The sequence below is a fragment of the Cupriavidus sp. GW821-FHT02F09 genome (assembly GCF_059421605.1).
On sequence record NZ_JBWKVH010000032.1, the window covers coordinates 71889 to 85197 of the forward strand.

At 64.9% G+C, this 13309-nt stretch carries 10 protein-coding genes; 7 read left to right on the top strand and 3 right to left on the bottom strand.

The window, feature by feature from the left end:
- Window positions 1-14: 14 nt before the first annotated feature.
- From AC07XB_RS27875 to AC07XB_RS27885, 3 genes are all read right to left on the bottom strand, one after another.
- Window positions 15-146 carry an entericidin A/B family lipoprotein gene (locus AC07XB_RS27875; protein ID WP_006163387.1) on the bottom strand — a complete coding sequence of 44 codons (132 nt, stop codon included), beginning with the start codon at window positions 144-146 and terminating at the stop codon, window positions 15-17.
- Window positions 147-277: 131 nt separating this feature from the next.
- The gene (locus AC07XB_RS27880) at window positions 278-1624 is read right to left on the bottom strand and encodes a GGDEF domain-containing protein (RefSeq protein WP_492370839.1); all 1347 of its coding nucleotides are present in this window, start codon (window positions 1622-1624) and stop codon (window positions 278-280) included.
- Window positions 1625-1881: 257 nt separating this feature from the next.
- A complete protein-coding gene (locus AC07XB_RS27885; protein ID WP_492370838.1) occupies window positions 1882-3195 on the bottom strand; it encodes a hemolysin family protein in 1314 nt (437 codons plus the stop codon).
- 390 nt (window positions 3196-3585) lie between these two features.
- On the opposite strand from AC07XB_RS27885, the gene AC07XB_RS27890 reads away from it, so the two are divergent.
- The 7 genes from AC07XB_RS27890 to AC07XB_RS27920 all read left to right on the top strand — a co-directional run bounded on the left by AC07XB_RS27890 (window position 3586) and on the right by AC07XB_RS27920 (window position 13029).
- Window positions 3586-5730, top strand: a complete 2145-nt coding sequence (locus AC07XB_RS27890; RefSeq protein WP_492807303.1) for a hydantoinase/oxoprolinase family protein — start codon at window positions 3586-3588, stop codon at window positions 5728-5730.
- An 11-nt stretch (window positions 5731-5741) separates the two neighbouring features.
- Window positions 5742-8066, top strand: coding sequence for a hydantoinase B/oxoprolinase family protein (locus AC07XB_RS27895; protein WP_253930835.1), 2325 nt, complete (start codon window positions 5742-5744; stop codon window positions 8064-8066).
- A 57-nt stretch (window positions 8067-8123) separates the two neighbouring features.
- On the top strand, window positions 8124-8630 hold the full coding sequence (locus AC07XB_RS27900) for an acetone carboxylase subunit gamma (protein WP_174427127.1): 507 nt from the start codon (window positions 8124-8126) through the stop codon (window positions 8628-8630).
- A gap of 353 nt (window positions 8631-8983) precedes the next feature.
- A complete protein-coding gene (locus tag AC07XB_RS27905) occupies window positions 8984-11005 on the top strand; it encodes a sigma-54-dependent Fis family transcriptional regulator (RefSeq protein WP_492831549.1) in 2022 nt (673 codons plus the stop codon).
- Window positions 11006-11134: 129 nt separating this feature from the next.
- Window positions 11135-11989, top strand: a complete 855-nt coding sequence (locus tag AC07XB_RS27910) for a helix-turn-helix domain-containing protein (RefSeq protein ID WP_492807308.1) — start codon at window positions 11135-11137, stop codon at window positions 11987-11989.
- A gap of 117 nt (window positions 11990-12106) precedes the next feature.
- Window positions 12107-12658, top strand: a complete 552-nt coding sequence (locus tag AC07XB_RS27915; RefSeq protein ID WP_492831550.1) for a surface-adhesin E family protein — start codon at window positions 12107-12109, stop codon at window positions 12656-12658.
- Window positions 12659-12831: 173 nt separating this feature from the next.
- Window positions 12832-13029, top strand: coding sequence for a hypothetical protein (locus tag AC07XB_RS27920; RefSeq protein ID WP_150985486.1), 198 nt, complete (start codon window positions 12832-12834; stop codon window positions 13027-13029).
- Window positions 13030-13309: the final 280 nt, after the last annotated feature.

Genomic DNA, 13309 nt, shown 5'->3' on the forward strand with positions numbered 1-13309 from the left:
GCCGTCAGCGCATCTTACTTGCTGCGATCGGCTGCGCCTTCAAGCTTTTGGCCACCCTTCTGTATATCCTGGCCCAGGCCGGCCATGGTGTTGCAGCCAGCCAGCAGGGTGGCAAACAGAACGCAGAAGATCCATCCTTTTTTCACGCCAGACTCCTTTCGGTCATTGAATTCGCCGCAATTTTACCGTTGTCGCGGTGCTCTATTGAAGCACGATGCGTGCCATTTTGTAACCGATCGTGCCAAGATTGTGACGCGGCGCGGGCAAGCACTGCGCCCTAGGTCAGCAATTCACGCGCGCGTGCGCAGATTGCAGCATGTGTCTGCGCCAGCCAGTGAGCCGGGAAGGGCTGCGCCAGCAAGTATCCCTGTATGGCGCAGCAGCCCCAACGTCGTACTTCGGCCAGTTGGTGCCGTGTTTCGACGCCCTTGGCACAGACTGGCAGGCCAAGGCGCCATGCCTGCTCGCAGGCGGCGTGCAGCCGGGCGGCGGCGCCGGCCTGGCCCGGCTGCCCTGGCTGCTCGCTGCTGCCGATGCAGCGCGCGTTGAACGTCAGTAAATCGGGTTGCAGGCGCTCCAGCGTTGACGCGCCGCCGGGCGCGTCGGCAAAGTCGCTCAGGGCAAACCGCAGGCCCGCGCCGCGCAACGTGGCGAGCTTGGCCGCGGCAACGTGGTCGCCGGCCAGCAACGCGTCGCCGGGAATCTCGAGGCAGATCCTCGCCGGGTCGAGCTTGCGTGCCGCCAGGGTGCGCAACAAGGTGTCGATCAGCGGGGTGCCATGCAACTGGGCGCTGGAAACCAGCAACGACAGTTCCACCGGGTCGGCAACGCCCGGGCAATCCAGCAGGGGCAAGGCGTTTTCCATCAGCCAGCGTGCCACCTCGCCCATCATGCCAAGAGATTCCAGCGCGGGCAGGAAGTCTTGCGGCGCGACACGCCCCAACTCAGGGCTCTGCCAGCGCAGACGGGCCGTGTAGCCAGTCACGCAACCCGTGGCCAGCGATGCCCTTGCCTGCAGGTTCAGCGCGATCTGCCCGCGCGCCATGGCAAAAGGCAGGGCGGCCAGGAGCGGTGTGGAAAGTGATGCAGGGGTGGTAATGCCGCCGCCGGCAACGCCGTCGCCTCCGCGTTTGCGTACGCGCAGCATCGCGTCATAGGCCTCATGGAGGCTGCGCTCCGCTGGCTTGTCGGGTTCATCCAGCGCCACGCCAATGCTGCTGGACAGGAACAGCTCGAACCCGTTCTGCACGAACGGCCGCGCCAGGCCAGCGGCCACGGCACGTGCCAGGCGCGTCGCTGCTTCCAGCGGGTCTGCCGCCAGCTGTAGCAGCGGGGCCAGCGGCACAACCGCACCGATGTCCGCCTGGCCTAGCCAGTTCACTTCGGCCGTCTGGGCCAGCGCGGCTATGCGCGCCGCCACCTGCGCGCGTAGCCGCGCCGATAGCTCCGCGCCAAGCGTTTCGCTAGCGTAGGTAAAGCGATCGAGGTGGATCACCAGCACCGCGAAGCGCTGCTGCGTGGCCGGCGGCATCTGCCGCCGCGCCATCAAGGCAGCCACGAAGTCGCATTTTTCATGAGGGTCCACCTCCGGCGAGCGGACGGCATCGTCTGCGTCTGGATGCATTGGGGGTCCCTGTGGGCAGCATGATTTCGCCGCACGGTGGCATGAGCGCGGCCTCACAAAGCCTTGGCCGCGGCAACCGGCGCGCCATCGGCGCGCCGGCTCGGGGATCTGGCCCTCAAGCCGGCGTCAGGGATGGCACGGCACAGTGACGATCATACGGTAGAGCAGGCGCGGCCCGAAGCGTGGCGGACACAGGGATAGTGCGGATTCGCCGGGGCTTGACGGAGATCAAGTTTCGGCGCCAGGCGGGTATGGGGTCAGCCGGTGGTCTCGGCGTCGGCGCCGTCGTCGGGCAGCACGCGCGACGCCAGTACCTTGTCGATGCGCTTGCCGTCCATGTCCACGATCTCGAACTTCCAGTCGCCCCAGCGCACGGTGTCGGTGGTCTGCGGAAGGCGGCCCAACAACAGCAGCAACATGCCGGACAGCGTGTGGTAACGCTCCTTGTCCTCTTCCGGCACCTGGCGCAGGCCAATGCGGTCTTTCAGCTCGGGGATGGGAATGAGGCCATCGAGCAGCCAGGAACCGTCCTCGCGCTGCACGGCCCATTCCTCGCCGACGCCATCCTGCTTGAATTCGCCGGTGATGGCCTCGATCAGGTCCTGCAGCGTCACCAGGCCTAGCACCTCGCCGTATTCGTCGATGACAAAGGCGATCTGGCCGCCGGAAACGCGGAAATTCTCCAGCAGTTCCATGCCGGTCACGCTTTCTGGCACGAACACCGGAGCCTGGGCCACGGCGGCGAGGTCGGTAGGCTCGCCGCGCAGGCGGCGCGCCAGCAACTGGCGGGCGCTCACCACGCCCAGCATGTCGTGCATGCCGCCGCGCACCACCGGGAAGCGCGAGTGATCGGACTCCTCGATGCGGCGCAGGTTTTCTTCCAGCGGGACTTCCACGTCCAGGCAGACCACATCGCCGCGCGGCACCATCAGCGAGGTGAGCTGGCGGTCATCCAGGCGGAACACATTACGCACCATGGTGTGCTCGTGCTGCTCGATGACGCCGGCTTCCGAGCCTTCCACCAGGAGGGCATGGATCTCCTCTTCGGTCACCGCCGGGCCGCGGCCGCTTTTCACGCCAAGCATGCGCAGCACCAGCCGGGTTGAGCTGGATAGCAGCTTGACGAACGGGGTGGAGGCCAGCGCCAGGAAGGAAATCGGGCGCGAGACCAGGCGCGCGATGGTTTCGGGGGCCATCTGGCCAAGGCGCTTGGGTACCAGTTCACCCAGCACAATGGAGAAATAGGTCAGGCCGGCCACCACAATGGTGGTGGCCACCCAGCCGGCGGTCGAGGCCTGCATGCCAAAGCCCTGGAGCCAGGCGCCGAGCGGCTGCGCCAGGGTGGATTCGCCAACGACGCCGTTCAGCACGCCAATGGAGGTAATGCCGATCTGGACGGTAGACAGAAATCGGGTGGGATCCTCGCCCAGCTTGATCGCTTCGATCGCGCCGCGGTCGCCTTCTTCGATGCGCCGCTGCAGGCGGGCCTTGCGGGCTGTCATCAAGGCGATTTCGGACATCGCGAACAGGCCGTTGATCAGGATCAGCGCCAGTAATATGGCAATTTCCATCAGGGTGCGCGCCCTGTGCGCGCAGGAGTTATCGAGGCCCAAAGCATAACATTGCTGTGTGTCAGGGCCGCTGCGGGCTTGCCTGGATTGCCGTGCCCATTCCCCCTTGCGGCACTTTGCGCTGACCGAGCCGTCACCCGGGCGCAGCGTGAAAACCGAACGGTGCCCCCGTTCGAAAACACGACGTTCGAGACGCTACAAGTCGCTTCCCGCTCCAGCCTTTTGCTCGAGGTTATTCGCTATCTCATTGATATAAAACAAAAAATACTTGTCTCCAGCAGTTGGCACAGCCGTTGCGTTACTGCCACCGAACCACCGTGCCATGCGGTGAGTTTGGCAACGGCGCTGCCTGGCAGCCGCCGTGAACGCTGACAAAGCAAGGAGACAAGTATGGAAGTGCAATCACAAGTCCAGGTGATGGGCATCGATGCCGGCGGCACGATGACCGACACCTTCTTTGTGCGCGGCGACGGGCGGTTCGTCGTCGGCAAGGCGCAAAGCAACCCGGAAGACGAATCCCTGGCCATCTTCAACTCCTCGGAGGACGCGCTTGCGCACTGGCAGCGCGGGGTCGACGACGTGTACCCCGAACTGCTGACCTGCGTGTACTCGGGCACCGCGATGCTCAACCGCGTTGTGCAGCGCAAGGGGCTGGACGTGGGCCTGATGGTCAACAAAGGCTTCGAGCACGTCCATTCGATGGGGCGGGCCATCCAGAGCTACCTGGGCTACGCGCTGGAGGAGCGCATCCATCTCAACACGCACCGCTACGACGAACCGCTGGTGCCCCTGTCGCGTACCCGCGGCGTGACCGAACGCACCGACGTGCAGGGAGAAATCGTGATCCCGCTGCGCGAAAATGAAGTGCGTCAGGCGACGCGCGAGTTGGTGGCGGCCGGGTCCAAGGCCGTCGTGATCTGCTTCCTGCAATCGCACAAGAACGGCACCAGCGAGCAGCAGGCGCGAGATATCACGCGTGACGAGCTCAAAAAGCTCGGTGCCGATATCCCGGTGTTCGCCTCGGTGGACTATTACCCGCAGCGCAAGGAAAGCCACCGGATGAACACCACGGTGCTGGAGGCATACGCGGCCGAGCCCTCGCGGCAGACGCTGAAAAAGGTCAGCGACCGTTTCAGGAAGCACGGCGCCAAGTTCGACCTGCGGGTGATGGCCACCCACGGTGGCACCATCAGTTGGAAGGCCAAGGAACTGGCGCGCACCATCGTCTCCGGGCCGATCGGCGGCGTGATCGGCTCCAAGCTGCTGGGCGAGACCCTGGGCTACGACAATATCGCCTGTTCCGACATCGGCGGCACCTCGTTCGACATGGCGCTCATCACCAAGGGCAACTTCGCCATCGCCGCCGATCCCGACATGGCGCGGCTGGTGCTGTCCTTGCCGCTGGTGACGATGGACTCGGTGGGCGCCGGCGCCGGCAGCTTCGTGCGGCTAGACCCCTATAGCGGCGCCATCAAGCTCGGCCCGGACAGCGCGGGCTACCGGGTCGGTACCTGCTGGCCGGAAAGCGGGCTGGACACGGTGTCGGTCTCGGATTGCCATGTGGTGCTGGGCTACCTCAATCCTGACAACTTCCTTGGCGGCGCGATACGGCTGGATGTGGAGCGGGCGCGCCAGCATATCAAGGCACAGATCGCGGATCCGCTGGGTCTGTCGGTAGAGGACGCCGCGGCCGGCGTGATCGAACTGCTTGACCTGCAATTGCGCGAGTACCTGCGTTCTAACGTGAGCGCCAAGGGCTATAACCCGACCGAGTTCGTCTGCTTCTCCTACGGCGGTGCCGGGCCTGTCCATACCTATGGCTACACCGAAGGGCTTGGCTTCAAGGATGTGATCGTGCCGGCTTGGGCGGCGGGCTTCTCGGCGTTTGGCTGTGCTTGCGCGGACTTCGAGTACCGCTATGACAAGAGCGTCGACCTGGCGCTGCCGCAGGACGCTGCGCAGGAGGACAAGGCCCGGGCGGCCCAGACCATCCAGAAGGCGTGGTCGGACCTGGCCGCCAAAGTGATCGAGGAGTTCAAGATCAACGGTTTCAAGGCCGAAGACGTGATCCTGCGGCCGGGCTACCGCATGCAATACATGGGCCAGCTTAACGACCTGGAAATCAGCTCCCCGATCGTCAATGCCGCCACGGCGGGCGATTGGGACCAGATCGTCGATGCCTTCGAGGAAACCTACGGCCGCGTGTACGCCAGTTCGGCGCGCTCGCCCGAGCTGGGTTTCTCCGTTACTGGCGCCATCATGCGCGGCATGGTGGTTACCCAGAAGCCGGTGCTGCCGGAAGACCCGGAAGGCGGGCCGAAGCCGCCCGCGCAAGCACGGCTGGGAACGCGTCCGCTGTATCGCCAGAAGCAGTGGCACGACGCGGTGCTGTGGAAGATGGAAGCGCTGCAGCCCGGCAACACCATCACCGGGCCCGCCATCATCGAGTCGGACGCCACCACCTTCGTCGTGCCCGAGGGCTTTGCCACCACGCTCGACAAGCATCACCTCTTCCACCTTAAAGAAGTGAAGTAAGGAGACACGCCATGAACATGATGTCCAGCAAGGAAGTCGGGCTCGCCGACCTGCTCAAGACCGGCGAGACGCTCAAGCAGTTCCGCGACGCCATCCTCGAACGCACCGCCGAGACCGGCCATTACAACGGGCTCACGCGCCTCGCATTTCGCGAGCGGGACCCGATCCGCTACGAAAAGCTCTTCTCCAAGCTGCGCGGCGGCCTGGTGCACGCGCGTGAAACCGCCAAGAAGATCGCCGCCAGCCCGATCGTCGAGCAGGAGGGCGAACTGTGCTTCACGCTCTACAACGCCGCAGGCGATTGCGTATTGACCTCAACCGGGATCATCATCCACGTCGGCACGATGGGGGCCGCGATCAAGTACATGATCGAGAACGACTGGGAGACCAATCCCGGCATCCACCCCGGGGACATGTTTACCAACAATGATTGCGCGATCGGCAATGTCCATCCCTGCGATATCGCCACCATCGTGCCGATTTTTGCGCATGGCAAGCTGGTGGGCTGGGTGGGCGGCGTGACCCACGTGATCGACACCGGCGCGGTGACGCCCGGATCGATGTCCACCGGGCAGGTGCAGCGCTTTGGCGACGGCTACATGATCACCTGCCGCAAGACCGGGGTGAACGACACCCCGCTGCGCGACTGGCTGCATGAAAGCCAGCGCTCGGTACGTACGCCCAAGTACTGGATTCTCGACGAGCGAACCCGCATCGCCGGCTGCCACATGATCCGCGACCTGATCGAGGAAGTGATCGAGGACGAAGGGCTGGAAGCCTACGAAGAGTTCTCCTACGAGGTGATCGAGGAAGGGCGCCGCGGCCTGCAGACGCGCATCAAGGCGATGACGCTGCCGGGCAAGTACCGCAAGGTGGCGTTTGTGGACGTGCCGTACAACCACCCGGACGTGCAGACCTCTTCGGCCTTCGCCAAGCTCGATTCGATCATGCATTCGCCGGTGGAAATGGAAATCCGCAAGGATGGTTCGTGGCGCCTGGATTTCGAAGGTGCGAGCCGCTGGGGCTGGCATTCCTACAATGCGCACCACGTGGCCTTTACCAGCGGTATCTGGGTGATGATGACGCAAACGCTGGTGCCCACGCAGCGCATTAACGATGGTGCCTACTTCGGCACGGAATTCCATCTGCCCAAGGGCACCTGGATGAATCCGGACGATCGCCGCACCGGCCATGCCTACGCCTGGCACTTCCTGGTCTCGGGCTGGAGTGCGATGTGGCGCGGCTTGTCGCAGGCCTACTTCAGCCGCGGCTACCTGGAAGAGGTCAATGCCGGCAACGCCAACACCTCCAACTGGCTGCAGGGCGGCGGCATCAACCAGGAGGGCGAGATCCACGCGGTCAACAGCTTCGAGGCTTCGTCGTGCGGCACCGGCGCCAGCGCCATCAAGGACGGTCTCAACCATGCCGCGGCGATCTGGAACCCGGAAGGCGATATGGGCGATATCGAGATATGGGAAATGGCCGAGCCCCTGCTTTACCTGGGGCGCAACGCCAAGGCCAATTCCGGCGGCTATGGCAAATACCGGGGCGGCTGCGGCTTCGAGACGCTGCGCATGGTGTGGAAAGCGCAGGACTGGACCATGTTTTTCATGGGCAACGGCTACATGAACAGCGACTGGGGCCTGATGGGCGGCTATCCCGCCGCCACCGGCTACCGCTTCGAAGCCCACAAGACCGGCCTGAAGGAGCGCATCGCCGGCGGCGACAGCCTGCCGCTGGGTGGCGATGCCAATCCGGACCTGCCGGACTACGAGAACCACCTCAACGCCGGCGCGGTCGTCAAGCGCGACCAGCAGTGCATGACGACCGAGGACTGCTACGACAACTACGACCTGTACCTGAACTACCTGCGTGGCGGCCCGGGCTTTGGCGACCCGCTCGACCGCGAGGTCGAGGCCATCGAGCGGGACCTGAACAACGCCTTGCTGCTGCCGGAATATGCGCAGAAGGTATATGGCGCGGTCGCGACCAAGGACGGCAATGGGATATGGACGGTGGATGCCAAGGCGACCGCGTTGCTGCGCATCGAGATCCGCAACCAGCGCCTGGCGCGCTCGCAGCCTGTCCAGGAATGGATGAAGGGCGAGCGCGAGCGGATTCTGGTCAAACATGCCTCGATCCAGGTGCGGCACATGTTTGCCACCAGCTTTGGCCTGTCGAACAAGTTCGAGCAGCAGTTTCGCACGTTCTGGGGCTTGCCGGACTCGTGGACCTTGACCGAGGACGAGCTGGACGTGCCGACCTATGGCTCGAAGTACCGCATGGACCTGTCCAAGATGCCCGACGTCAACACGGTGGTGCTGGTCGAAGAGTGAGGCCCGGCCGGCACCAACCAATGCACACATTAGTCAATACGCCAGAGAGGATTCAAGATGTCCACTTACACCAGTGAACAGGTCAAGAACCTGGTCGACGGCAAGCTCGACTGGGACACCACCTTGCGCATGCTATCGATGCCCAAGGATGCCGCGCGCTTTCAGCTATACGTGCAAGCGCTGCAGAAAAAGCTCGATTGGGATGATCGCATCGTGCTGCCGCTGAGCCCGCACATGTTTATCGTGCAGCAGGCCAAGACCAAAAAGTGGGTCACGCAATGCGATTGCGGCCATGTCTTCTGCGACTACCGGGAGAACTGGAAGCTCCATGCCAACGTCTACGTGCGCGACACGGATGAAGCCATGGCCGAGGTCTATCCGCACCTGATGGCACCGGACACGCAATGGCAGGTGTACCGCGAATACTACTGCCCCAAGTGCGGAACCATGCACGACGTGGAAGCCCCCACGCCGTGGTATCCGGTGATCCACGACTTCGAGCCGGATATCGAAGCGTTCTATACGGACTGGGTGAAGCTGCCTCTGCCGGAACGCGCGGACTGATACCGATCTCGACATCGAGGTAATTGCTTCTGCACTTCCGGGCCAAGGGATGGATGGTGCATCCCTCCTGGCGGTGGCCTTTCGGCCGTTCGATTTTCGGACGGCCGTTTCGTTTCCGGCCGGTCGGTGACGGGCGCTCGGGCACCCGTGCGGCCGGGCGGGCCGCGCGGCGGGCGCATGGCGCGTGGCCTGGAACTTGCGGGTAGGCAAGCCCCGGCTGGCTTTGGCGGTGCCGTCGGGAGTAGGATGCAAAGAGCGGGCGCCAGTCCCGCGAAGCACGCAAGACAGGAGATCGAGCCGGATAACCGGCCATCCGAGCCCGCATCGGGCGGGCCCCCGCAAGGAGACACGGAATGCAAGAAGCCGGTACACCGATGGACTGGTTTTCCCATCCCGACCACGACGCCAGCATCATGTCCGCCTGGGAGCACCTGATCGATGGCGGTGAGGCGAGCGCTGGCGAACTGCGCTGCGTGGTCGATGATTCCTGGCGGCGGTGCCTGGTGGGCCAGGTTGATCCTGGCGCCGGGGCCGCGCCGCCGCCGCTGGACGAAGCCGGCCTGAGAGTCCGGCGGGAGAAGAATGATCGCCTGGTCAGCGCCAGCCTGCCACTAATACAGCAGACCCGCGAGTTTCTCTCGCAGACGGGCACCATCATGCTGCTGGCCGATCCTGACGGGATGATCCTCCAGCAGGAGGGCGATATGCATATCGTCGAGCCCGCCGGTGAAGTCGGCCTGATTCCGGGCTGCGACTGGACGGAGCTCAACTGCGGGACCAATGCCATCGGGACCGCGCTGGCCTTGCAACAACCCGTGCAAATCCATGGTGCCGAGCATTTTTGCGCCGGTATCAAGCGCTGGACCTGCTCGGCCACCGTCATCCGTGATCCGCTGGACGGCGGCGTGCTGGGTGTGATCGACGTGTCAGGCCTGGCGCAGACCTATAGCAGGCATAGCTTGGCGCTGACCGTATCGCTGGCCGGCCGGATCGAGAGCCGGCTGGCCAAGCTGGCCATGGAGCGCCGCCTGCGGCTGCTGGACCGCTGCATGAGCCATTTTGCATCGGTGCGCAGCGATGGGGTGCTCGTCCTTGACGAAGGCGGACGCCTGGTCAAGGCCAATCCGCAGGCGCCTTCCGCGCTGGCGCGGCTGGGCGTGAGCACCATTTTGAACAGCGCGTTTTCCATTCCCGGCCTGGACGCCCGCGGGGCGCGCGCCGGATCCGGGCCGCTGCCCGAATGGCTTCGCCTGACCCGCTTCGAAGCGATCCGCGATCGCGGCGACATGCTGGGTTTCGTGGTGGTGATCCCAGCCGCGCCGCATCGTCCTGCATCGGGTGCTGCCGATGCACCTGCCGCGCGGCTGGGCGCGGCGCCGGCGTTTTCCAGTATCGTTGGCAACGGCGCGGCCTTGCGCTCGGCTGTGGAGAAGGCGCAGCACCTGGCGCCGTCCAGGGTGCCGGTGCTGCTGCTGGGCGAAACCGGCGTTGGCAAGGAATTGTTCGCGCAGGGAATTCACCAGGCCAGCGCCTGCGCGGACGGCCCGTTCGTGGCGCTCAATTGCGGGGGGCTGTCACGGGACCTGCTCGCGAGCGAGCTCTTTGGCTATGCCGAGGGAGCGTTTACCGGCGCGCGCCGATCGGGCGCGGCCGGCAAGATCGAGGCCGCCAACCGGGGGACGCTGTTTCTCGACGAGATTGGCGAAATGCCGCTCGACATACAGCCGCACCTGCTGCGTGTGCTGGAAGAGGGAGAGATCTACCGGCTGGGCGAGAACACGCCGCGCAAGGTCAGTTTTCGCCTGGTTGCCGCCACCCACCGGAACCTGCGTGACGACGTGGCCGCGGGGAAATTCCGCATGGACCTGTTCTACCGCATCGCCGTGACCAATATCGCCATACCCCCCTTGCGCGAGCGCAAGGACGACATCCCGGCCCTGGTCACGCACTGGCTGGGCCGGCTATGCGAGCGCTATGGGCTGCCGGTGGCCTCGTTCGACGATGATGCTTACCGATGCCTGCTTGCCTACGACTGGCCGGGCAATGTCCGCGAGTTGCGCAACGCGCTCGAGGGCGCCTTGCTGATGGCCGAGGGCGGCGTGATCACCCTGGACAAGCTGCCGCTCGAAATCAGCGAGGTGGGCATGCCGGGCGGGGCAGGCCGGCCAAAGGACATTGCCGGCAGTGTGCCCGAGACGGTTTGCTCATTGGAGATGGCCGAATCGGAATCCATCCGCAAAGCCCTGGCGTACAGCGGCGGCAACCTGACCAGGACCGCTTCGCGGCTCGGCATCGCGAAGAGCACCCTGTACCAGAAGATCCGGAAATACGGGTTGGGTGCTGCGCTGAGCGAAACACGCGGGCGGGTGGCATAGGGGGCAGCGTGCCCGGCGTCCACGACCGCATTTCAGCCAAGGTTGGTGTCGCATTGCAGCATGGGTGCAGGCCTGGCGATTACCATGGAGGTAATCGCCAGACGGCCTTCACCATGCTGTAATGCCGCCATGGATACCCTGACCCCCAGCTCCGAAACCGCTCTCGATTTCCCCGGCCTGCTGCGTTACTGGCGCGGCAGGCGCGGCTATAGCCAGCTTGCGCTGTCGCTGGCCGCCGGGGTATCGCAGCGGCATATCAGTTTCCTTGAATCCGGCCGCGCCCGGCCCAGCCGGGAGATGGTGCTGTCGCTGGCGGACCGCCTTGGCGTGCCGCTGCGCCAGCGCAACCGCCTGCTCCTTGCTGGTGGCTTCGCACCGGCCTACACCGAGCACGGCCTGGCCGCACCCGCGCTGCAGATGGTGCAGCAGGCCGTGGCGCTGATCCTGTCCAAGCAAGAGCCTTATCCCGCGGTGGTGCTGGACCGATTCTGGAACATGCTCGATGCCAATCAGGCATACCGCAACATGATTGGCGTGCTGCTGGGTGGGCGCGCACCGTCCAAGCTGGAGGAGGGCGGCGGGCGCATCAACCTGATGCTGACCGTCTTCGATCCGGACGGATTGTGGCCGGTCATCGACAACGCGCGCCAGGTCGGGCGCTACCTGCTGCGGCGTGTGTGGCAGGAGTTGCAGACGCAGGCGCAGGACCAGACCGCGCGGGAGATCTTCAACCGCATCGCGGACTGGCATCCCGATATGGTAGGGCCGGCCGGCGTTCCGCTGTTCGACGACGACGCTGCCGAGCGCACGCCGCCTCCAATGCTACCTGTGGCGCTGGCTGCCGATGGTTTTCGCGCCTCACTGTTCTCGACGCTGACCACGCTGGGCATTCCGCAGGACGTCACGCTGCAGGAGATGCGCATCGAGTGTTTTTTCCCGGCCGATGAGGCTTCACGCCATGCACTCGAGGCGCTGTCCCGGTAGCCGGTGGCCTTGACCGGTGCGCGCGACAGGACGGGCGCCAGCGTACACGTTGAGCAGATTGCGCAGCATGGTGTGCGACAATGCGCGTTGTCTTTTGGTCTACACGAGGGTCCGTCCATGTCCTTGCGCGCCTTTTTCCACGCTGTCGCCGTGCTGGTTGGCAGCAGTGTCTGTCTTGCCGCGTATGCCGAGCCTGCTGCCACGGTTCGCCCCGCCGCCACGGCGGGTTTGATTGAATGCCAGGCTCCCAGCGGGGGGGCTGCCTTCCGTTCCACGCCGCGCGAAGGTTGCGCCGTGCAGGCCGCGCCCGATTCTTCGGCGCCAGACCCGCAGCGCTGGCTGCCCCTGGCGGGCGCCAACGGGGTGATCTCTTACTTCGACAAGACTTCGGTGCGCCGCCGTGGTCCCGAGGTGGGTGTCGCCGTCATGCGCAACGCGCCGGCCGGGGTGATCCGCACCACCAGCGGCGAGCCGATCCGTTCCTCGCTCAAGCGCATGGTGTTCAATTGCGCCACGTCCATGTATGCGGTGGTGGAGCAGACGCTCTACGCCAAGCGCTATGCGCGCGGCGAGTCGCTTTACACCATCAGCGCCCCTCACACCGGAATGCCGCAGCCTGCCAGTGCAGGCACTGTTCCCGGCGAACTGCTCAGCCGCTTGTGTCCTTGATGCCTGTGCCGGCACGTGTGGCCAGGCTGGATGCTGCGTTGCAGTGTCGATAGGCGAACTGACACGTCAACCCATTCGTTCCCTGCTTCGTTTTGGTAGTCACGAAGCGCAGGTGCCTAGCGCCACCAAGGGCCGCAGGCAGGCTTCTCTTTACGGCTGACCAGGAGGCTGAAATGAAGAAGTGGATCGTGATGTTGACGCTGGCCATGTTTGGTGCGGGTGCTTATGCCCAGGCGTCGGCGCCTGCCGCGCCCGCGGCCGGCGACAAGCCAGCGGCGTCAAGCTCCGGCAAGACGACGAAGAAGCCGGCAAAGAAGAAGAAGAACCACGCGCCTCCTGATGCCGACAAGATGATGAATAAAGGCGCCTGAGCGCCGCTAGTGAAAGGCGACGGGCAGCGGCGCGCCGGTGCGCTCGCTTGCTGCCGAGCTAGTTCGCCACGCCGCCTGTGAGCCCTGCGTCGCGCGTGAAGCGCGCGGTGCCGCGCTTCCGGGTACCGATGTCCAGCGGCGCCATGCGCCATCCGGGGGGACTGGCATCGAGGCGGAACCCGATCGAGAGGCTACGGCCTCTCCAGATTGCTGACGAACCCCACATTTTTCGGAGTGTGGGGTTTTTTGTTTGCGACGGTGCTGGCGTCAGGCCAAGTCG

Excerpts from the sequence above, each read along its gene's own strand:
- AC07XB_RS27895 (WP_253930835.1), top strand. The coding sequence starts at position 5,742 with ATGAACATGATGTCCAGCAAGGAAGTCGGGCTCGCCGACCTGCTCAAG.
- AC07XB_RS27885 (WP_492370838.1), bottom strand. The coding sequence starts at position 3,195 with ATGGAAATTGCCATATTACTGGCGCTGATCCTGATCAACGGCCTGTTC.
- AC07XB_RS27915 (WP_492831550.1), top strand. The coding sequence starts at position 12,107 with ATGTCCTTGCGCGCCTTTTTCCACGCTGTCGCCGTGCTGGTTGGCAGC.
- AC07XB_RS27880 (WP_492370839.1), bottom strand. The coding sequence starts at position 1,624 with ATGCATCCAGACGCAGACGATGCCGTCCGCTCGCCGGAGGTGGACCCT.
- AC07XB_RS27890 (WP_492807303.1), top strand. The coding sequence starts at position 3,586 with ATGGAAGTGCAATCACAAGTCCAGGTGATGGGCATCGATGCCGGCGGC.
- AC07XB_RS27905 (WP_492831549.1), top strand. The coding sequence starts at position 8,984 with ATGCAAGAAGCCGGTACACCGATGGACTGGTTTTCCCATCCCGACCAC.
- AC07XB_RS27910 (WP_492807308.1), top strand. The coding sequence starts at position 11,135 with ATGGATACCCTGACCCCCAGCTCCGAAACCGCTCTCGATTTCCCCGGC.
- AC07XB_RS27900 (WP_174427127.1), top strand. The coding sequence starts at position 8,124 with ATGTCCACTTACACCAGTGAACAGGTCAAGAACCTGGTCGACGGCAAG.
- AC07XB_RS27920 (WP_150985486.1), top strand. The coding sequence starts at position 12,832 with ATGAAGAAGTGGATCGTGATGTTGACGCTGGCCATGTTTGGTGCGGGT.